Source organism: Rhodococcus sp. MS13 (assembly GCF_013277835.1).
Taxonomy (GTDB): domain Bacteria; phylum Actinomycetota; class Actinomycetes; order Mycobacteriales; family Mycobacteriaceae; genus Rhodococcus_F; species Rhodococcus_F erythropolis.
Window position 1 is genome coordinate 57,505 of sequence record NZ_VBTL01000006.1, and the last position, 21,114, is coordinate 78,618.

16 protein-coding genes are annotated in these 21,114 nt (G+C 62.2%); 7 read left to right on the forward strand and 9 right to left on the reverse strand.

Annotated elements, in window-relative coordinates; translation table 11 throughout:
* Nucleotides 1-403: 403 nt before the first annotated feature.
* From FEZ59_RS13960 to FEZ59_RS13975, 4 genes are all read left to right on the forward strand, one after another.
* Nucleotides 404-1,123, forward strand: a complete 720-nt coding sequence (locus FEZ59_RS13960; protein ID WP_050656542.1) for a TnsA-like heteromeric transposase endonuclease subunit — start codon at nucleotides 404-406, stop codon at nucleotides 1,121-1,123.
* Nucleotides 1,124-1,716: 593 nt separating this feature from the next.
* Nucleotides 1,717-3,189 (forward strand): Mu transposase C-terminal domain-containing protein, encoded by a 1,473-nt coding sequence (locus tag FEZ59_RS13965; RefSeq protein ID WP_172932794.1) that lies wholly within the window; start codon nucleotides 1,717-1,719, stop codon nucleotides 3,187-3,189.
* A gap of 110 nt (nucleotides 3,190-3,299) precedes the next feature.
* On the forward strand, nucleotides 3,300-4,346 hold the full coding sequence (locus FEZ59_RS13970) for an AAA family ATPase (RefSeq protein ID WP_346343233.1): 1,047 nt from the start codon (nucleotides 3,300-3,302) through the stop codon (nucleotides 4,344-4,346).
* 19 nt (nucleotides 4,347-4,365) lie between these two features.
* On the forward strand, nucleotides 4,366-6,963 hold the full coding sequence (locus tag FEZ59_RS13975) for a TniQ family protein (RefSeq protein WP_172932796.1): 2,598 nt from the start codon (nucleotides 4,366-4,368) through the stop codon (nucleotides 6,961-6,963).
* Between the two features lie 244 nt (nucleotides 6,964-7,207).
* Here the strand turns inward: FEZ59_RS13975 and FEZ59_RS13980 are convergent, their stop codons facing one another.
* Nucleotides 7,208-7,549, reverse strand: coding sequence for a helix-turn-helix transcriptional regulator (locus tag FEZ59_RS13980; RefSeq protein ID WP_050656547.1), 342 nt, complete (start codon nucleotides 7,547-7,549; stop codon nucleotides 7,208-7,210).
* A gap of 823 nt (nucleotides 7,550-8,372) precedes the next feature.
* Between FEZ59_RS13980 and FEZ59_RS13985 the strand changes: the two genes are divergently transcribed.
* Nucleotides 8,373-9,758, forward strand: coding sequence for a hypothetical protein (locus FEZ59_RS13985; RefSeq protein ID WP_207105597.1), 1,386 nt, complete (start codon nucleotides 8,373-8,375; stop codon nucleotides 9,756-9,758).
* Between the two features lie 529 nt (nucleotides 9,759-10,287).
* Here FEZ59_RS13985 and FEZ59_RS13990 read toward each other — a convergent pair.
* The 8 genes from FEZ59_RS13990 to FEZ59_RS14025 form a co-directional block, all read right to left on the reverse strand.
* Nucleotides 10,288-10,911, reverse strand: coding sequence for a phosphatase PAP2 family protein (locus FEZ59_RS13990; protein ID WP_042922033.1), 624 nt, complete (start codon nucleotides 10,909-10,911; stop codon nucleotides 10,288-10,290).
* A gap of 23 nt (nucleotides 10,912-10,934) precedes the next feature.
* A complete protein-coding gene (locus FEZ59_RS13995; protein WP_238588017.1) occupies nucleotides 10,935-12,131 on the reverse strand; it encodes an MFS transporter in 1,197 nt (398 codons plus the stop codon).
* The gene (locus FEZ59_RS14000; protein WP_042922035.1) at nucleotides 12,128-12,703 is read right to left on the reverse strand and encodes a Chromate resistance protein ChrB; all 576 of its coding nucleotides are present in this window, start codon (nucleotides 12,701-12,703) and stop codon (nucleotides 12,128-12,130) included. The genes FEZ59_RS13995 and FEZ59_RS14000 overlap by 4 nt, the downstream gene beginning before the upstream one ends.
* A gap of 378 nt (nucleotides 12,704-13,081) precedes the next feature.
* Nucleotides 13,082-15,742, reverse strand: a complete 2,661-nt coding sequence (locus FEZ59_RS14005) for an ABC transporter permease (protein WP_172932797.1) — start codon at nucleotides 15,740-15,742, stop codon at nucleotides 13,082-13,084.
* Entirely contained in the window at nucleotides 15,739-16,503 is a 765-nt protein-coding gene (locus tag FEZ59_RS14010; RefSeq protein ID WP_050656550.1) for an ABC transporter ATP-binding protein, read from the reverse strand. The genes FEZ59_RS14005 and FEZ59_RS14010 overlap by 4 nt, the downstream gene beginning before the upstream one ends.
* Entirely contained in the window at nucleotides 16,500-17,204 is a 705-nt protein-coding gene (locus FEZ59_RS14015; RefSeq protein ID WP_338012247.1) for an ATP-binding cassette domain-containing protein, read from the reverse strand. Before FEZ59_RS14015 ends, FEZ59_RS14010 begins: the two co-directional genes overlap by 4 nt.
* A complete protein-coding gene (locus tag FEZ59_RS14020; protein ID WP_050656570.1) occupies nucleotides 17,168-17,776 on the reverse strand; it encodes a hypothetical protein in 609 nt (202 codons plus the stop codon). Before FEZ59_RS14020 ends, FEZ59_RS14015 begins: the two co-directional genes overlap by 37 nt.
* Nucleotides 17,777-17,828: 52 nt before the next feature.
* The gene (locus FEZ59_RS14025; RefSeq protein WP_172932798.1) at nucleotides 17,829-18,932 is read right to left on the reverse strand and encodes a phosphatase PAP2 family protein; all 1,104 of its coding nucleotides are present in this window, start codon (nucleotides 18,930-18,932) and stop codon (nucleotides 17,829-17,831) included.
* A 271-nt stretch (nucleotides 18,933-19,203) separates the two neighbouring features.
* On the opposite strand from FEZ59_RS14025, the gene FEZ59_RS14030 reads away from it, so the two are divergent.
* Together FEZ59_RS14030 and FEZ59_RS14035 are read left to right on the forward strand one after the other, a co-directional pair.
* On the forward strand, nucleotides 19,204-19,866 hold the full coding sequence (locus FEZ59_RS14030; protein ID WP_172932799.1) for a response regulator transcription factor: 663 nt from the start codon (nucleotides 19,204-19,206) through the stop codon (nucleotides 19,864-19,866).
* Entirely contained in the window at nucleotides 19,863-21,098 is a 1,236-nt protein-coding gene (locus tag FEZ59_RS14035; protein WP_050656552.1) for a HAMP domain-containing sensor histidine kinase, read from the forward strand. The genes FEZ59_RS14030 and FEZ59_RS14035 overlap by 4 nt, the downstream gene beginning before the upstream one ends.
* Nucleotides 21,099-21,114 lie beyond the last annotated feature (16 nt).

Genomic DNA, 21,114 nt, shown 5'->3' on the forward strand with positions numbered 1-21,114 from the left:
TGGGGATGTCCGGTTGGGTGTGTTTAATCATCGGTGGTCGCATGCATGCCAGTGTCTGGAGAACTCAATACAGACTGGATCGGCGACCGTCAGGTTCTGTGGGCGACGCAGTGACCTCGAATGGCGATGGATGAACCTCCAGGCTTGCGCCGAATTAGCTCGCTATGCCGAAGCAAGTTTAGAGCAAATTTCGAATCAATTTGTTGCGCGCACTTGTCAATTACTTGCTTCTGCAACGCAATAAAGTCTATCGACAAGTGAAATGTCCCTTCTATCATAGGGATTGCTGAGTTCGGGTCGTGAATTTTGTTGGCCGGCTTGCTGAGTCGGCAGTATCCGGCATGATGATTTTTCTGGTTTAGGCCCAGATGGTGTGCTGTAATTGATTACAGCGAGGCTAGTCATGGACGGGTACGGCGGCGATCCAATCATTCGGATCTTGGATGGCGATTCGATAATTGAGTCGCCGTTGAGTTGTGTGTCGGTAGACGAGATTGCCGCCGCGCGCCCCATCCGCGCCTTGTCGTGGTACTCCGGTCAGCGGAGTTTCCCGGGGTGGTATTGGTCATCGACGGTGGGGGAGCATGTTCCGTACGACTCGCGTTTGGAGCTCGCACGGCTTTTGCTAGCCGACTTCGATTGCTCTGTGGAAATCATTGTTGCGCAGCCCTTTCAGCTTGTCGGGGAAATTGGGTGCAAGCTGTGTCGGCATGTCCCTGATTTTCTGCTGGTACGTGGGGATCGGACTGTCACGGTAGTGAACGTGAAGACTGCGATGGCACTTGAAAAAGCAAAAGTACGAAGAACATTCGAGTGGGTTACGAGAGTCTTGTCCGGACGGGGTTGGGATCACGAGGTGTGGACGGGAAGCAATTCGACGTTCCTCGCGAATGTGCGGTTTCTCGCAGGGTTTCGCCGCGAGCACTACCCGGTTGCCCTATTGGAGGCTATCGAAGGCGGAGCCCCAGGCCACAATTTTCCTGAAGCCGAACTGGCGGTCGCCCCTCGCTGGGATCGGAGAGAAGTGCGTGCAGCGATCCTGCACCTTCTTTGGTTGCACAGGCTCGTAGCCGATCTGGATGTGCCCTTGTCGACCCGCACTGTTCTGGAGGCGCCGCCATGATGGTCAGTACAGCTGCCTTGAGGATCGGAACGAGGATTCAACGGGATGGCCAGTTGTGGACTGTGGGAGAGTTGCATGCGAATCGTGTGCAGCTTCGATCCGGGTCTGCGGCGATTGTGGTCTCGGTCGATGAGTTGGTTGATGATCCGCATACCGGATTTGTTGATTGCCAGTCATTGGCGAGCAACGATATTGGCGCAACAATCGATGACCTGACCGCCGCGCAGAGGCAGCAGTGGCTGGAGGTGGTCGGTCACGTACACGAGGTGCTCACTGGATTTCGATCGGGCGAGGCCGCGGATGCTCGCGCTGGTGAACCCCGCAGTTGCTACCTCCCCGACGTCGAAATGGATGTAAGATACCGGGCGAAGGCCGAAGAGATCGGAAAATCAGTCAGGACGATAGCTCGCTGGGTGCACAAATATCGGTGCGAAGGTTCCGGCGCACTCGTCGATCACCGTCGCACCCGAGCGAAGGGGGTGCTCGACTCCTGCGATCGGCGTTGGGTAGAGATGTGCTCGACTGTCAGCGCGGAGTTGATCTCCGAAGCCAGTCATTCGAAATCCTACGTTCTGCGTATTGTCCAGGGCCGCTTGATCGACGAGTTCGGACCCGGCGTCGTGACGGTCCCGAAGAAGACAGCCGCATATCGCGCCCTTGATGAAATAACCAAGGGCACCAACATGTTCCGCGGAAGCGCGAGAGGTCGACGAGAGATCGCCACCCGCCCTGACGGGGTATACGGTCAGCTTCGAGCAACTAGGCTCGGTGAGTACGTCATTCTCGATACGACTCGTTTGGACGTATACGCCATGGAGAAGGTCACCTATCGCTGGGTGAATACCGAACTCACGGTTGCGATCGACCTGTACGGGCGGATCGTGTGCGGACTTCGGCTCGCGCCCATATCCACTCGCAGTATAGATGTCGCATCCGTGCTCTACGAGGTGATCTGTCCGCGCTCCGAGTCGGATCCGAAGGTCATGCCGTACATAGGGTTCCCCGAGTCTCTGCTGGTGCCGACTAGTTCCGAACCCGATCCTCCCGGCGCTGCGTCGATACCGATCGAGTGCGTCGTCATCGACCATGGCCGCGTCTACATGTCCCAGCACGTCAGGTCGGTCTTGGAGCGATTCGGTATTTCGATTCAACCGGTTCGTCTCTACCAGGGGTCGGACAAAGGACCATTGGAACGGTGGTTCCGCACATTGAGGGAAGGCTTGCTCGAACACCTCGACGGATACAAGGGCCCGGATGTGTACTCGCGAGGCAAGGACGCCGAAGTGGGTGCCTTCTACTTCGTAGATGAACTCGAGCAGATCATCCGGAACTGGATCCGCACCGTTTATCACCGACGCCCTCACAAAGGGCTGGTCCTTCCCTCGGCTCCGCGGCTGGAGCTTTCCCCCGAGATGATGTACGAGATCGCGATATCCACCACCGGGTTCCGCCGAATACCGACCAGTCCCGACGCCGTGTACGACCTACTCCCCATTTCATGGCGCAAGATCCATCACTACGGAATCGACTTCCACAAACTTATCTACAACGACGCTGTCCTCGTCGACTTCGCTAACGCGACAAGCCCATTTCGGGGTTCACATCCCGGCAAATATCCCATCCGATACGACCCCGGCGACATCAGCGCTATCTACTTCCAACATCCGCATCACCGAACTTGGCATCGAATCGAATGGATACACGCCGCCTCTGTACGGGCGCCGTTCAGTCTCGATGCGCTCGACATCGCACGCAAGTTAGCTACCCGCCGCCATCCCGACAGGTTTCCCGACGACAAGTTGGCGCTCACGGAACTACTGAGACGGTGGAGTCGATCAACAACGACAGATCGACGTGAACGCAAAGTTGCTCTGCAACAGTACGACGACTACGCGAGCCTACTGCGTCGCGATCTGGACACCCGCGACGCCGCCGCGTCGCCCATGCCCACAATCGCCGAGCAAATGGGCGAGCAGGTCTCAGACGATGACGATGCCGCAGACCTCGACGAAGAGAAGCTAAGCGAGGACGACTACTACCTCGACGCGATGGAGATCCTGGAATGAAAACCCAACGCAGACAGCAGCAAATAGAGCCACAAGCAGACCCGTCACCATTGTGCAGGAAAGAAGGATGGTCCCGCTGGGCCGAGGCGCCGGCCCCGAAGAAGCCACCGGTGTTGACGACCTCGGAGCTCAAAAGCCTGAGCAGCGACGAATTGTTCGAGTACGACGAGCGACGAAGAAATTGGCACGCGAATATCGGACCTCTGGCCACACCGCAAATGATCGAGGCCCATGAGTCTTTATGGGAGATCGTCGACAGTAACAGGCAAAGCGCTGGCCATCCGCGAGGCGCAGTCGCTATCGACGCGTATCCAGGTCTCGGTAAGACCACGATCGCTGACAGCTTCGGCTTCGAGTTCCACCGCATCCTCAAACGCCGCCATGGACCCCGCACGGATGCAGGGCACGACCGCATTCCGGTCTGCTGTATCGGTCTGACTTCGAACACGACCATGCGCCAGCTCAACGTCAAGCTGTGCAGATTCTATGGACACCCTGGAAAGACTGGGAGTGCATACGCTTTCGCCGATCAAGCATTGGACTGCATCCTCTCGTGTGACACTCGACTGGTCATCGTCGACGACGTCCATTTCCTCAACATGCGAAACAAGGACGGACTGGCGATCGTCAACCACTTCAAGTCGCTCGCCAACGAATTCCCGGTTACGTTCTTGTTCGTCGGAGTGGACCTGCGCGGCCGCGGGCTGATGACCGAAGGTCTCAGCGCTGCCGGGACTTCTCGCGCGCAAACCGCGCGCCATTGGACACGCATCCCCGTGCTGCCCTTCGAGATATCGAGCCAGGTGGGCCGCAAGAACTGGCATCGTCTGCTCTTGGGGATCGAGAAGAACATCGTTCTGTCGAATTCGCACCCCGGAATGATCGCGGACGAGTTGTCCAACTACCTCTTCGCTCGGAGCACCGGACACATCGGATCGTTGATGACCCTCATCACCAGAGGCTGCTACCGGGCCATGCAGAGCGGGGAGGAAAAGTTGACCGCCGATCTCATGGACCATGTCAAGAATGACGAGGCATCGGAGCAGGCGCGCCTTCAACTCCAATCGTCCTTCGATCTGGGGTTCTTGACTACGAACCCAGTTCAGCGCGGTCGTACACACCGACCTCGCCGCGGACAGCGAGGTAACGCAGCGTAAGTGCCGAAACGAAAAGCTCATGACTGCAATACCGCGCACGATCCCCATCCGATTCCAGCCCGTAGTAGGGGAGTCCCTCGAGAGCTGGTTGTGGGCCTACGCCCATCGACTGCGGGTCAAGCCAATCGAGTTGCTCGACGCACTACAACTCGTACACTCTCGCTTGAATACGTTCCCCGACTGCACAGTACGGTTGCTCCCTTCTGAGCTCAACGACCTGTCGACGATTACCGATATCGATGCCGGCATCTTCCGCGCAATGACTCTCGATCGATTCCACAAGCGGGTGCTGTTCGTGCGAGAGGACAAACCGCGATCCATCGACCGCTACCACCTCTGGGCTCGTCCCACCGGATCTCGATTCTGTCCGTACTGTCTGGCCGACTCGGGTGGAAGGTGGCAACTCGCTTGGCGACTTTCCTGGACATTCGCCTGCGCCGAGCATCGGTGCCTGCTCCTCGACCGGTGCCCGTCGTGCGGGGCCATCCCGCGTGGCTACCAGGGGGTCGGGTATCTCGTCGCGCCCGGTTTCTGCACTGCCAGGCTTGCCGGACAACATCGCTCGGCACGGTGCCGAACAAATCTGAAGAAAGTGAAGGCGCCGATCCTTCGCAGCGGGAGAGTGCTTCGCGCACAGGACTGGATCAACACACGAATTGACGGATCAGAGCCAGACTCCGCGGTTCGCGACGCACTTGTCGATCTCAGTTCGATAGTGGGAAGGATCTTCAACCAGCATCGCGCGGACCTGCTGTACGGCATCGGGAAACGGTTCGGTGACGCGTTCACCAATGCCGAGAAGTCCGGGAATATCAAGCTCCATCGGTCCACCTTTCCCATAGTCGATTCGACCCTGACAGCCGGTGCCCTCACCGTCGCCGTCGAGGCACTCGACGTGATCGATCGAGGAGAGACGTCGCGCGCGGTCAAGTCGATCGTCGCACGCGACCACGAGAGCCGGTGGGGCACCGCTCCGAGCAACTACTTCACGGAATGGAACTTCGGATCAGAGCGCTTGCGTACAGCAGTGATACAAGCCCACTCGGCGCGATTCACCAACGTGGACGGACTGCGCTATCGCATCGCAACTCCCACGCCACGCGTTCCCCGAAGTAACCGAGAATTCGCTGCCCGGCACATCAAGATCCCGCAGATGTGTTGGCGTAATACAGCACTCGCACTCAATCCAGGCGTGAATCCGAAAGTGTTCCGGCCCGCGCTGAGCGTTGCGCTGTTGCTCCCGGGTAGTCCTGGGCGCGATATCGCGCCGTTGTCGGCGAAACTAGAGAATCCTTTCGCCAGACGTGTCAGCCAAGTGCTCCGACAATTGAAGAAATGCACAGGCGCCGCCGGTGTGCAAGCGATCTGCGCGTTGGCCGACTACTTGGATTCGATCGAACCGATCATCGACTATCAACGTCGACGTCGACTAATCGGACCGAACTTGCTCCCACCAGGGAGGTGGAAACGATTGTGTGGCCGAGTCGGTTTCGAGTCAGGCGGTGACAGGCGAGAGAAACTCGCCCGCTCCTACCTCTACTCGCTACTGAGCGGCAACGCTCTGGATGCCGCTCCAGAGCCGTTCGGGTTCGCGAGACCCTACGAACGGGCGGGATACAACACCTTCGTCTATTGCATGACGTCGGAAATCTATGCAGCACTCAATGAATACGCAAACGAGTACCTTGTTGATCGCGGAATCGACGGCGAACCCCTCACATGGGAGCCGCCTTTCGAGGTTTTCTCCGGTCTCGCACTTCCCGGCCCCGGACCCGGCTCGCTCGACTGGCACACGGTGCACGAGCAGATCGACAACGGCGACCCAACCTGCTCGGTGCTCGCACACCGTCTCGGTACGAGCGAAGAGCACGTCCGCTGTCTCCTGGCCGATCATCCGCGTCCCCCGAAGCCTCCGTCGCCGAGGACAGTCGCATCTGCCTCCGCCCGCTACATCGAGGTGCAGAACGCGCTACCGCCTCGAGTGTTTGTCGACCTCGCACAAGACGGATGCACGTCCGTTCGCGGGATCTCGGCGCGCACAGGTATTAGCCGCCAACTAGTCGCGCGCAGGATGCGTGAGATCGGAATCGCAGTTCCTGAACCAGGAGGCCGCGCCAGAGTGATCGTCAACCGAGAGTGGTTGTGGCGGAGATACATCGACGATCATCGCACCACCGGGCAGATCGCGACTGAACTTGGCGCCACACCGTCAACGGTACAAAGGCTCATCGCCTCGCATGAGGTCCCGATGCGGCCACGCGGAGCGGCGAGCCATATCGAGCATCTCCGAATCCGCGACGATGCACCCCGGGGCTATCCCGAACCGCTCCGACTCACCTTGACCGGGGAAGGCGCGTGGACCCGGCTCGCACGGTTGGATGCCGTTGCGCGCTGTCGCTCATTCAGAGGCGCAGCGGCAGCCCTCAAGGCCGATCAAAATGTGTTGTCGACGCAAGTAGCACGACTTGAAAAGGAGACACGGTGCAAACTCCTCGAGCGCAACAACGGAATTCACTCCGTGGTTCCGACACAGAATGGGCGGAAACTGCTTGCACAGCTTCACCAATTTCGGCCCGACAGAAGTAGGCCTTGCGAATCGATCACGCAAAGTGTCTAAGCGCCGTCGTCAACTAGTTGCTAACAGGTTCGTCGACATCTGTGAACAGTTGATGCATGCGATGCCTGTGTCGCTGACGCGAGGCGTCCTCAAGAGGTATCAAAAAGAAGACCACACAGTCGCGATGCCGGCACGCGCAACGATCGTCCAACGTGTCCGCGCCGATTCTCCCAACGAAGACGCCGGTGAGTGGTTTGGTGCACAAGTCAGCGGCCGCGGCGGCGTCACTAGCTTCGATCTCTGACTACGGGCGGACGCCGATGCCGTGCTCCTCCAGGTAGTAGTCGAGTTCAAGGAACTGGAGTACTTGTTTGCGGATCTGCTCAATGTTCATGCCATTGTCGGGCCGGGCCGCGTACTCGACACGGTCCGCCATCGTGGAGATGCCTGTCAGGTCGGCCAAGTTGCAACCGGTGGCCATCGCGACGGCGAGTAACTCGTTCGCCTTCGCAGGCCGCGTGCCGGCGATGATGCGGGAGAGGGTGGCGTGGGAGATGCCGGCCTTGGCAGCGAGTTGACGTTGGCTTGTGAAATGAGCGGCGCGCCTTGCCTCCTCGATCCGCTCGCCGATCGAGAGTGTGGTCATGGCGGTAGCCTCCTCAATTAACTAGTCGGCAATCGAGTTCAGGGTAAGCGCACCGATGTCATCACGGCAAGAAAACGTGCGCTCCCCATCACGCGACTGTCCTAGGGAGACGTCAGGCGTCGTGGATCGTAGTGCAACTAGCGGATCGGGCGGTGCTGTTGGGGCCCGCCTCACGAAGGCCGCCACAGCCCCCAGCGCGGTGTGGCGGCGATGAACACCCGCCGACAGTTCCCCGAGGCCGAGACAACAGTCGCGCTATGTCACCGATGACAGCCTCAAATGGGACTGCCGCTTGCGGCAATATGTAGCGGTGCGCATATTTCGGGAGCTCCATCAGAACGACGACGATCCCTTCCGCCGCGAGACGAGGCGAAATCCGTCGCCGACGAAGGATGAGGGTGATCTGTTCATCCACCGACCGAGCCCGCGCAAGCTCCGGATCCTCGTGGACGTTGAACACCTTCCCGCGGATACTTCCACGCCTGTGGGGTTGTTCGAAACACTGGTCAGGCATCGACGAATCTTCCACCTCGATATCGCGGCCAGTTCGATTACTTCCACTGCTTGGTCGTCGTCGGTCGAGCCTGGGCGGATCAGTGTCCGTGACACGACCGCGAGTGCCGGAGCCTTCAGCTATCCAGGGCCGCAGTACAGTTGGTCTATCGACGACGAGGACGCTCATCCAGATGGATCTTCGACGTTGGGTCATCGAGGCTCGACTCATCCGCTCAAACAGATATGGGACACAGCGGAGGTCTACCGGAAACTCCCTCTTCGGGACCGCATCGAGTTCAGGTTGAAGGACGCGGTCACACTGACGATCATGGCCGAAATCGTTCGGGATGCCGGCTTCGACATCCTCGTTTCCGAGGCGCCCGCGGCACGCTGTGGAATGTTGCCTGTCCACGACCGGGCCGTGACGCTGTCCCGTGCCGAAGCGGTCCCAGTCATCGCGCATTATCTGCGGCGCCAGCACATCTTCCTGTTCGATCCCCACTCGAATGCGCATTATTCGCGTCACGACTTCTATCAGCAGTCGGTCCACACGCTGGCGCCGGCGTTGAAGGGTTGGGAAGAGCGCTTCGGCTTCGAGACATCAGGTGTGGGTGCGGATGTGAGGGCGAGGTACCTCACTGCAGTTAACCGCCTGGCTCGTGCACTAGAGAGTCGCGACGACATCATCTGGAGCTTGGGTAGCCATCTCGTAGAAGCGGTGCGCGAAGACTGCCTTGACGACTTCGACCATCTGTTGCTCATGCTGTGTGGTGGTGTGGATGTGATGGCGCGAGCGTTGCATTTTGCGCTCGGATTGGACGTGGAGAAAGTACGTTCGGCCAAATTGCATGTTGTCTCCGCCGGCTCCTGGTACGCGAGCAATATCGTAGAGCGCTACGGTTCAAACCCCGCCGAGCGCAATACGTTTGCGGAGCTAAGCCGACTTCAGGCTGACCTGCAGGTGATTTTCGAGTTGCGAAACTCGGTCCACAATGTGCGGATCCGGATTGTGTATGCCCTCTTCCTCGGGGCCAGGTCCTCGACGGATAAGGGCGGATCGCCGTACTCCGCTCATATCATGGCGGACATCGTAGACAGGATCAAAGCGATCGGACCCGACGTTATGTCGGAATGGGGGCTCCAAGAAACCGCTGATCGAGGCGCAGTGGCGGATCTATGGGAGCTGGCGGACAAGGCGGTAAGGACGGCGTTCAGTTTCTTGGATCTACTGAGCAGTATCGTCCTTCGCAATCCGCTGCCTGTATCGGCGTCGACTTTCTTGTCCGGGCCCGCTTTGGCCTCGCCTCGACCAGGGAACTATCTTGAAGCTGCCGGAGAACATCTGCCAGTCCTGCTCGGATTTTCGAATGTTCGTCGCGGCGCTATTGACTTGTCGTCGCAACCCCGCGTCGACGAGGGCGAGAACGTAATTGGAGAATCATCAGCCGCCGAATCTGTTGTAGGACAATCGGGCAGCCTCACAGTTCTCAGCGTGCAGGAGACGTGGTGGAGGGCCCATATTCGGTTATCGATCGCCACGCTTCGTGGTGCACATCGGATTGGGTCTCCGGATATCGAGGGAGCCTCATGGGCTCACGAGGAGTGGATCAATGATGCTCTCGAAGCTGAGAGGCGTCACAGTGGACGAGAGTGGCCCGATTCGATGACAATCGCGCGGACTGTTATCACTAGTTACTCGACAGATTTCGTGTGATTCTGACTGAGTCCACTGATCCCCGTGATCCGTGAACTTCGTCGTTCTGGCCATCGAGCTTGCAGTGGGTTCTGTCGGCGAGTCGACAGAGCCGAAGTGCTGCAATCTTTTCGCCGGCGAGTGCAAGTTGGATGATTTCTTCGGGGTCGCCTGCAGTGGATGATGCGAGTGTGAGTGAGAGGCTCGGTCGTTGCAGATCGCTGCGACCGATGTCGGGGAGGTGGCGTTCTTTACAACGGCTACGGATCCCTCACCCTGATCGCTTCCGTCTAACCGCCCCCCGACGGGTCCATGCACTCCACTACCCGCCCCCAACGACGCGATCCTCGACGGCGGCTGGACGCCACCAGCTGTGCGCCGCGCCGACTGAGCTAGACGCTTCGCGTATTCCGGCACGGAGTGCTCAGAAGGAATCGGAGCCGTCGTTCAGAAATAGTGCTGCGAGACGGCGCGCCAATATTCCCGCTGCCGGCTACTCCGAATGAGTGAAAAGCGAAGCAAGGAAGAAGATTCCTCTACCGGATTAGGATCATCCTTGTCGTTGCGATGTCAGGAGAGGGCGCACAGGGCCTTGTGAAAGTCGTTTGACCAGCGTGGTTCCGTACCTGCTGACCGCGATCACGGTCACGGTACCGACAACAGCCCCGACGAGGAGACCCGCGGCGACGTCGTGCGGATAGTGGGCACCTACGTAGACGCGGGAGAAACCCATGATCACCGCCGCCGCGGTAGTGACGAGCCCTAGGCGTCGATCTACCAGGAAGAATGCGGCCGCCATCGCGGCTGCGACCGCAGCGTGATTGCTGGGAAAGCTGTAGTCCGTGACGGGTGGACATTGTTCGAGCAGAAATGTTCCTGGAAGTGCATAACAGGGACGTTGTTCCGAGACCAGCCATTTGATGCCGTCGTTAACCAGGTAGGCGCTCACGGCGGCGATCGGGACACCAATCGCCGCGGCCATCACGGATGGCGCGGACCGCCGGCCGATCCACCATGCGGTAAGGATGAGGACTGCGAACAACACCATGCCCGCACTCGAGTAGTCCACCATCGGGGTGTTGAGCCAGGGTGTATCCCGTGCGAATGTGGTCACGTCGGTGTACCAGGCGTCGTCGATCCTGGATTCGCTGAGAGCGGCAATGTGACTGATCATCTCGTGTTTCGTCTTTCCCTCGACTACTGATGCTTGTGCGTATCAATCGGTGTGGGTGCACGCCACGGCGTGGTGACGGCACCGAGGAGGAAGGTAATCACCGCGAGGGCGCCGAATCCTGTTGTGAGCGTGGCTGCTGCGGCCACCCCGGCAACGAGTAGCGGTCCTCCGGCATCGCCCAGTTCACGCCCGAGTTCGGCGGCTCCCATCGTCTGCCCCATCCGTTCCTCGGGGGTTGAGGACGCCAACGTCGCGAAAGCCAGTGGGGTGATGATTCCGGTGCCGATTCCGATCGCGACACCGGCAAGGAGGACACCTGCCAATCCGGGGATCATCGCGCACGCAAGACCTACGGCGGTCAGCGTCAACCCTGCTGCGACGCCCACGGGTCCCGAGATCCTGCCCGCGTCGAAGGCTCGTCCGGCCTGTGGCTGGGTAATCGCGGCGCACAACGCGAGTACAGAGACCGCGGCTCCTGTCGCTACCGGTCCGAGACCTGCGGCGGCGCCGGAGACCGGGAGGAATCCGACTCCGACCGACAATGCGGATGTCGCAGCGGCGAGTGCAGCGGTCGGGCGCAGAAATCGTCGGTCGCTCAACCGTCGTGCGAGGTCGACAACCGTCTGCCGTGACCGAGGAAGCGGCGGTAGTCCTGGTACGACCGTGTGCGCCCAGATCGCGACGACCAGGGCGAGGACGGCCATCACGGCAAACAACAAGCCGAGGCCGCCGGCCCACATCACCGCACCACCAAGTAGCGGCCCGAGGGTATAGCCGAGACTTTTGTAGAACCCGTAGGTTCCGAATGCGCTGCCGCGCCGTTCTCTCGGTGTCAGCCGGGCGACCAGCGAACTGGCAGCGGGTGAGAATGCCGATGCTGCGGCGCCTTGGCCGAGGCGAGCGAGCCACAGCCAGTTCGTGTCGGCGACGAGGACGAACAGCACTGATGCTGCAGCGAAGCCGATCAACCCGCCGAGCAGGACAGGTTTCGCCCCGACCTTGTCGGCAAGCGTCCCGAACACCGGCTTGAGGAGTACTTCGGCGCCGTCGTAGAGGGCGAGCAGAAGACCGAGGTAGAGCAGCGAGTTCGCCATGTCGTCGAGGTCGAAGGCGAGGTTCGCCGCGACCGCGTGAGCACCGAAGGCGGTGGTGAACCCGGCTGCGTACAGCGGCCACATCCGCCAACGCTCGACCCCAGGATCCGTCTTTGCGGTGCTCATGGCCGATCGCCCTCGTCGCTGGAGGGGCCGTGCAGTGCGGCGATCACACGTTCGGAGTAGTCCTCGAACCGCTGCGTGCACTGCTGCAACGCCGCTGTCGCCTGCTCGGAGTTGCTGGCGCCGAATACATCTCGCGCTTTCAAGTCTCGATGCCATCGCCGCAACCGGTCCAGGCTCTGGTCTTCTTCTTCGAGTTCGGCCAGGGTGAATTTGCGGATCCGGATTTCCTTGTCGAGTTCTGCTTCGTATTTCGTGCAGTCGGAGAGGAATTCGGCCCAATCGTCCTCGCGTGCTTCCGTGAACATCGCCTCGAATCGGGCGCTGTCCGCTGCCGTGGCACCGGCAGCATCAAGGAAGATGATCACCCCGTCTGCCCGTTCGACCAGGGCGGCGGCTTTGTCGATACCGACCGCGAATGCTGCGACGTTCGGAACAGCCCACACGCCTTGGCCGATCGACAACGCACCGATCTTGCGTAGTTCGCGCCACACTGCGACTCGGTGGCGTGACGGTTCGGCGGGGATCTTGATCAGAACGATCCGCCAGGTGGTGGTCGCTTCTCTTGTTTCCACCAGTAAAATGTATCAGTCGTTACATTTCACGTATAGTCAAGTGTTACTTCGGGCGAGCGTTCGCCGCGATTGACCGGGTAGGCCCCGGCGGCCGGGGTGACAACTTCATCGGTGACCAATGCTGGGCATCGAGTCTTTCCGGAAACGCCGCAGGACTTTTTTTATCGGACCTGTCGACTGTGGCCCACCATGAGTTCGGCCAGGCGTTCGTGCGTGACCTCTCACGATTGGTGAACGGGCGTGTGCGATTTGTGATGTCCTGTGCGGGTACGCGCCCCTATTCATGTTTATGTGAATTTTCGTCCCGCATTGTATCCGGCGCTGTGTAGGTGCGGAAAGAATCGTCGCGTGGTGCGTATGCGGTCTCCCGACAGCAGGTCACAACTCTCGTAACGCGGTCAGTGGTGCCCGGCGAGCGAGGTGACTGGTCGTTGCCGCGACGACGACGACCACCACGACGAGTGTGGAGCCGACGGCGGCGAGATACGTCCACGGCACCGTGAGCGATGTCGGCGGCGGGTCGAATACGCCGGTGAGCACTGTGACGAGCATTTGCGAGAGCACCCAGCCGGTCAGACTGCCGGCGAGCAGACCGCCCACAATGAGGACACCTGCCTCGGCAACGACGAACGACCGCAGCTGTCGGGCACTGCCGCCCAACGCACTCGCAATCGCGAAACCACGTCGCCGCTCGGCCAGCCCCAGCGCCAGTACCAGTGCCCCTGCGGCGGCAGCGAGGACGAAGCCGTAGCCGAGCTCGATTCGCGTCAGACCGGCGAGGTTCACTGAAGTGAGGCTGGATCCGACTTCGCCTCGTGTGGTGGTGATGTCGGTGACCGTCGCGCTGGTCCCGACGACTGCTCGGATGCCTTCGGCGACCGCGGGGGTGTCGCGTCCTCCCGCGTCGACGAGGAAGGCGCCGACCGCATCGCTGCCCGTCTGTACGGCGATGTACGACGCGTTGGCGACGAAGAAACTGTCCTTGGGGGCGGTCGGGAACTCGGCGACCACTCCCACGTAGTGGAACGGCACGGTGACCAATTGGTGGGTGCGCTCGTCCTGCAGGCGCAGATTGACGGTGTCGCCGGGGGAGAGCTGAAAGTCGTTGACTGTTTCGGCACTGACCAGGATCGAATCCGGTTGAGCGCGAAGCCTGTTCATCAGGTCGGTGGCGGTACCGCCGCGGAAATAGCTGTCGCGCACTGTTGTGACGGTGGAGATGCTGGACGGGTTCACTCCGTAGAGGTCTTGCAGGTCGGCGCCGATGTACGCGAAGCGATGCTGGATCGGTTCGACCGCCCGGACGCCCGGGACAGCCGACAGTGCGGTCCCGGCAGTGGGGGGCACCGGGTTTCCGGGCGATTCGGTGACGGTGACGTCGGCACCGTTGGTGAGCTGGGCATCCGCTTCGGCTTGAGCCCGGTAGGTGGCATTGAATGTCGCGGTGGAGAATGCGAATGCCAGCGCAAGGCCAATCAGTACGATCCCTTGAGCGAGTGGACGTCGTTGACGAGCAACGGAATTGGCCACCGTTTGCGACAGTGATCCAGCGTACGGATGCAAGGCGGTCCCGACGATGCGGCGTCCGCGACCGAGTATCAGGTCGGACAGCCGCCAGATCAGCAGTGCGGCGCCCGCCCAGAGCAGGGCGGGGGCGGCGAATGCCCAGTAGGACACCGAGATGGTGGGCACGCCCTCTGGCGCGAGAACGAGTTGGTAGCCGTTTCGGCTGGTCAGCCAGAACAGCACACCGGATGCGGCGAGCAGCACGATATCGACCTTGAACCGGGCCCATGGAGGGGAGGTGGGGGCGGTGACGGTGGCTCGACCCGCAGTGACGCTCATCCGGCGTAGGTCCCGCCAGACCGGCGCCAGCACCGCGGCCGCAGCCACTGCCATTCCTGTGGCAGCGGCCGCCGCGGCCCATCCGGCGGCACCACTAGCGGTGGCGCCGAATCGTAAGGATCCGAAGGTAGCCCAGCCTGCGAGGGCCGCGGCGATGAGCCCTACGATGCTCCCGCCGACGCCGACCACGACCGCTTCGACGGCGGCCAGTCGAACCAACTGGCTTTGGGAGGCGCCGCGGGCGCGAAGCAGCGACTGCTCCTGCCGGCGGCGTACCTGTCCGGTCGCAACGACGGTGGCGGTCAACAGGCCTGCCAGCACTGCTGCGGGCAGCCCGAGGAACAAGAACAGGACCTGCGCGTAGGCGGCGTCCGAGCGGGCGGCGCCCAGACTCGCGCCGAGGTTGTCTCCGACCTGCGCCGTGCCGGCGCTGCGGGCTTCGAGATTGTGCGCTGCCGCGGTCACCGCGCCGTAGGCGGACGCGGGATGGTTCGGTAGCAAGTGGTCGAGTGCGGCATGTATTTCGGTGGTGACGAGGTCGGGACGTGCGGCGGCCAGCGGGTCGAACAGTGTGTGCCATCGCCCCTGGTCGATCAGGATCACGTTGTCCGGCGGCGCGACCGGTTGCGCGCCGGGCGGGGCGCCGATGGTTTGGAAGAGTGAGTTCGCCTGAGGCAGGTCCACCACTGCGTCCACCACGACCTGCACGGAGGGCAGACCGGCCCGCCCGATCTCGACGGTGTCGCCGCGGGTGACGTGCAGGTTCGCAGCCGTCTGCTGCGCGAGGAGGACCCCGCTGTCCGTGCCGGTCAGAGTGCGCAGGGCGCCGGCGAAGTCGGTGCGGTATCCATCGGGCAGCCCCAGGACCATGCCGGGCCCGGTGGTCGTTGTCGTGTCGTCGGCGGCGGCGGAGAATCCGCTCGAGTGGGCGAACCCGACCGGGACCGCGGTCCGTACTCCGTCGGTGGCGCGCACCAGGTCGAGGACACCACCTGGGGCAGCGGGGGGTTGGACCTGCACCTGCCAGTCCACGACGACGCTGCGGACGGCGCGATCGGTCATCGAACTCTGCGCGGAGGCGAGGAAGATGCCGATGCCGGCGAGTAGAGCGACGGAGGCGGCGACCCCGACGGCGGTAGCGGTCAGTCGAGCGCTTCGCCGACGCAGCAGTCCTCGTGCCCAGATCCCGATCATGGTGTGTCGCCGCCGACATCGATCGCCTCGGCCCGCAACCCGGCTCCAGGGCTGTTGATTGCGCTGCCGGTGTCGAGTCTGCCGTCGCGCATCGTCCATCGAGCGGTGAGACGGTCCGCGACGGCCGGGTCGTGGGTGGCGATGATCACGGCTGCATCGATCGCGTCGGCAGTGTCGAGGAGTACGGCGATGGTCCTGGATGCGGTGTCGTGGTCGAGTTGGCCGGTGGGTTCGTCGGCAAGGATCAGCTTGGGGCGGGCTGCGAGGACCCTGGCGATCGCGGCCCGCTGGGCTTGCCCACCGGAGAGCTCGTCCGGCAGCTTGTCGGCGAGCTCGCCGATCTGCAGGAGGGTGAGGGTGATGGCCGCGTGCTGCAACGCCTGGTCCTCGGACTGGCCGGCGAACAGGAGCGGCAGTGCGACGTTTTCGGTCACGTCCAGGGTGGGAAACAGGCTCGGGCCCTGGAAGACCATCCCGACCTTGGTGGCCCGGCCCCGGCGGATGTCACGTAGTGCCGGCCATCGGACCGTACCGGTGGTGGGCGTATCGAGACCGGCGATCAGATGCAGCAGTGTGGTCTTTCCGGATCCGGAGGGGCCGACCAACGCGACCCGTGCGGAGGCGGGCAGCGCGAAGCTCACCTCGCGTACCGCCGTCACTGCTGCCTCGCCGGCGTCGTAAGTGCGGCCTATCCCGATGCACTCGACCACGATGCGCGACGCGCTCGGATCAGGTGCGGCGCCTGGGCTGTGTCCGGTCATGGGCGCACCCGCCCGTCTTCGAGGGTGATCACCCGGGTCGCCGCGCCCGCCACCGCGGCGCTGTGGCTGGCCACGACGATCGCGGTGCCGCTCCCGGCGGCATCGGTGAGCAGGTCGAGGACCGCGGATTCGGTGATGCTGTCGAGTTCGCCGGTGGGTTCGTCGGCAAGTAGGACGGTCGGTGCGTTGGTGAGTGCGACCGACAGTCCGGCGCGGGCCAGTTCGCCGCCGGAGAGTTGGCTCGGGTAGGCCGCGGCGCGGTGGGCCAGTCCCAGTTCTCCGAGCACGTTCACGGTGTTCACGCGGTCGCGGCGACGGACGAGGCCCCGTACGAGATCGATGTTCTGCGCCAGAGTCAAGTGTTGGAGGAGATTCGCGCCCTGGAAGAGCATCCCGACATGACAGGCGCGTATTCGTGCCTGCACGGGCGCGGGTTGGTGGCTGATCCGCCGGCCGGCGATGCGCACACATCCCCCGTCGGGATCGTCCATTCCGGCCAGACATGCGAGCAGGGTGGACTTTCCCGACCCGGACGGGCCGGCGACAACGATGAATTCGCCGTGCCGGGCAGTGACGGAAACCCCTTGCAGCGCCAGGGTTTCCTCGTCGCCGGCCCGGTAGAATCGATACAGCGACGATGCCTGCACGGCGGGTTCGGCGGCCATCACGACCACTGCAGCGAATCGGTCACGGCGCGCCACGGGTCGACATTGTCGGCGCCGCGGGCCCCGGTCAGTGTCAGGACCACTTCGTGGCCGTCCCGCCAGAATTCGTAGCGCTCGGCTGCCTCGTCGACGGACTTTCCGGTCACGGGGTCGGCCGTCGAGGTTGCCGTGTAGGTGATCAGAATTGCCTGTCCCGCATTGCGCTGGACCGCGGACACCGTCCCGGGGATGTAGCCGGGGGTCGTGGCTGCGATCGGGGCGAGTTCCTCCGCGGCCGCCGTATCGACCGTTGGTGCATCGGCGCGGGCGGCGGTCTGGACTCTGATGGAGTTGAATTTGTCCGAGAAGACAGCGTCGGCGCCGATCGTGCTCCGCGGCCAGCCCTCGGGAACGGATACGGTGAACAGATTGTCGGGCGAGGTGAAGGTCACGTACACCTGGTTGTCGGGGATGTCGCCGGCGGGGTTGTCCTCAGGAGCCGCCCTGGGTACGGACGACGAGGAGCTCGGGACGGTGCCGGTCGTCGACGGGCCGTGGCCGCAACCGCCTGCCACTGCTGCGGCCAGGAGTCCCGCGATCAGGGTGACGCGGCTGCTGTGAAACCTCATGGTGACCTCCGCGATGCACTCGGGAACTGTTGATTTCGTGGACGATCGACGATCAAACGGGTGATGCACGTCGGTCCAGTGCTTTCGGGCCGAGGCATTCTGGTGCCGCCCCGTCTAGCGCCGCGAGCAGGACTTCGGAGGACCACGGCGGACAGGTGGTTCTCGGCCGGTGCCGCACGGAGCCGGACCTGACAATCGACGAGTCGGTTTGTGAGTGCGGGCATGAGATCACCTGGTCGATTCCGGCCGAAGTCCGTGGCCGATCCCTTGATTCCACTGCGCGGTATCCGGACTCACCAGGCAAGGACGGTCGGCGATTGTCCTGCGAAAGGAGATCGTCGGTGGGGACAAAGGCGGCCGGCAGGTGCCTGACCGTGAAAACCTTGGCAACCACTGACGCGGCAGTAGCGACCGCCGCGCCGAGCAGCACGCCAGCGAACACATCGGTCAACCAGCACGCGCCGAGGTAGAGCACAGTCCCTGTGACAACGGTCACCACGAACACGACCGCAGCCCCGACACCAACGCGGACAGAAGTGGTCCGCACACGAGCGCCGTACACAACCCACAGCGCCCCGGCAAGGGCAACGATCCCGGTCACATGCTCCGACGGATACGACCAATCGACCCCGGTGACGAGTTCGGCAGTCGCTGGTGGCCGCGAGCGCCCGACGATCATCGTCGTGATGGTGCTTGCCGCCGCCGCGGCCGCCACCGTGCCCACGATGAGTATCCCCGGTGCCCACGATCGCCGACGCCACGACACCAGAGCCGCGGATGCCACTGCAATGACCGCGAGCCCGAGCGGACTGGCGGGCTGGGTGATCACCACTGCCACCAACGTCACGGCGCCGAACCGATGCGCGAGACTCCAATCGAGCGTCGCAGCGTCCGCCCCGGTCAACCAACCCGCTGCGCTGGCCTGAACCGTCACGAGGGCGAACATCGCTAACAACGCCGCGAACCGCATTGCGCCCCAACCGTGTGCCGCCGAGAGCGCGTCAGCTCCGCGCGCGCGGGCTTTCCGGCCTGCGCCCACTGCACCGACGTACGCCGCGACCGAGATCGAGATCGTCCAGAGCGCGACCTCCGCGGTCGCTGACTCGGTCCGAACTTCTGTCACGAGCACACGCACCGTGTCGAGGGTTCCAGACATACTGCCAGTCTTCGCCGTGGCAGCTGTGAAAACGTTGAGAGCCATCTGATTACGTCGGGCAGGTTTCCCGCGGACTTGCAGACGCAATGGAGTGACGAGGCGATGTCGAAGGTTTGAATGAGAACTCAACAATCGGCCGAGGTGCTTGTCCAGGGCTGCATGTCTGCTGTGGAGCTGCTGGGAATCGGTCGTGCCGTTGGAGAGCTCCGAGTTCCGCGATCGCGCTGCAATCTTGGAGAGTTCTCACAGCGGACGTGGCAGGCTCGCAGGTATGGGCACGAAACCACGAATTCTTCTTGTCGAGGACGACCGGCAATTGGCTGGCATGCTCGCGGACCTCTTCGAGGAGGAAGGGTACGAGGTCGACGTGGCTCACGACGGACAAGTCGGTCTGCATCTGGCGTTGACTCGCACCTACGATGCTTTCGTTTTCGATCGTGGGGTACCGGTCATCGACGGCGTGGAGTTGCTCAGAACCCTTCGGGCGAGGGATTGCTCAGTCCCGTCGTTGATCCTCACTGCTCGCGGTTCGGTTGCCGATCGTGTGGAGGGACTCGATGCCGGTGCCGAGGACTACTTGGTCAAACCATTCGAGATTCCCGAGTTGTTGGCTCGAGTACGTGCCCTGTTGCGTCGCCGAACCGCCGTTGTGTCGACCGTGGTCGGTAGGTGGGAAATCGATCGTGCGAACCGGACGGCTACCGACACCGAGTCCGGATCGGTGACCTCGTTGTCCGAACGAGAGAGTGAACTGCTCGGATTTCTGTGCGCATCGCCTGGGCAAGTTTTTTCTCGGACTCAGCTTCTGGGACGTGTGTTCGGAAGTGCAGATACTCCGGGCACCGTTGACACCTATGTTCATTATCTCAGGCGGAAACTGGGCAGGGATGTCGTTGCCACGGTCCACGGACTCGGCTACCGGCTCGGATCATGATTGTCCGCAGCAAAATCACGGACGGGCCGTCGTCTGGGATCGGGTTCGGTGACGAGGCGCGTCTGCGGCGAGCCGGACGTTCGGCTGCGGTACAGGCGGCCATTGCTCTCGGTGCCGTGTTGCTGATCGTCGGAGCGGTGTCCTATGTCGGTTATGCGCGGGCGCAGGATCGTCAGATTCGTTCTGCACTGACCGAGGTCGCAGCCACAGCAGATGATGCTGACGATCCGCCACCCGGTATGTCGCTGGCCTTTCGTTCCAATGGTGGCGTGGAGACCGTGAGCGTGCATGCCCCCACCGGGACCGCAGATCTTTTGGATTCGCCTGCTGGGTATTCGGATTTCACCGATGGTGACAGTAACTTCAGGGCCCTCGTGTCCGACGGTGCGGAAGGTCGCGTCGTCGTGGTCGCGGCACTCGAGCCCTATGAATCAGGAAGGCAGCGATTACTTCTTGCTCTCGGATTTGCCGAACTCACCGGAATTGCTGCATCTGTGGGCGTGGTGGTGTTGTTGTCCCGACGTGCGATTCAGCCGCTGACGCAGGCGCTCGAGCTGCAACGTCGTTTTGTCGCCGATGCGTCGCACGAACTACGTGCGCCGTTGACCGTACTGCACACCCGTGCACAACTTTTGGCCAGGCGAGGAGACTCGCTCGAGTCGTCTGAGCTTGTTTCGCAGCTCAACGGGCTGGTGGATGACACTCGGGCCCTCGGCGAAGTCATCGAGGACCTGTTGATGGCCGCATCGATGGACGACAGCGGACAACCCCGGAATCGGGTGGACATGGCGGCAGTGTGTGAGAAGGTCCGTGACAGCGTTGCCGATCATGCTCAGAAATCTGGCATTGCTGTCGACGTGAGTAAGGCCGGGACTGGAGAGCCAATGGTCTTGGGGATCGAATCGGCTTTGCGCCGAGCGGTTCTCGCGCTTGTCGACAATGCGCTTGCTCACGAGCGTCCGGGAGGGCACGTCCTTCTCCGCGTCGAACGAGATCGCGACCACGTCAGAATCCGCGTGAGCGATACGGGAATCGGAATCGAACCTGAAGCGGTTCCGGTTCTGTTCGACCGATTCTCACATGGCCCGACTCAACCCGTCGGTAGCCGGCGATATGGCATCGGATTGTCCTTGGTTCGCGAGATCGCGCACGCGCACCGAGGGAAAGTCTTCGTCGAATCGACACCGGATGTCGGCTCGTCCTTCGAGATTGTGCTGCCGGTGGCTCGTTGACACCGAGCACGTTCGA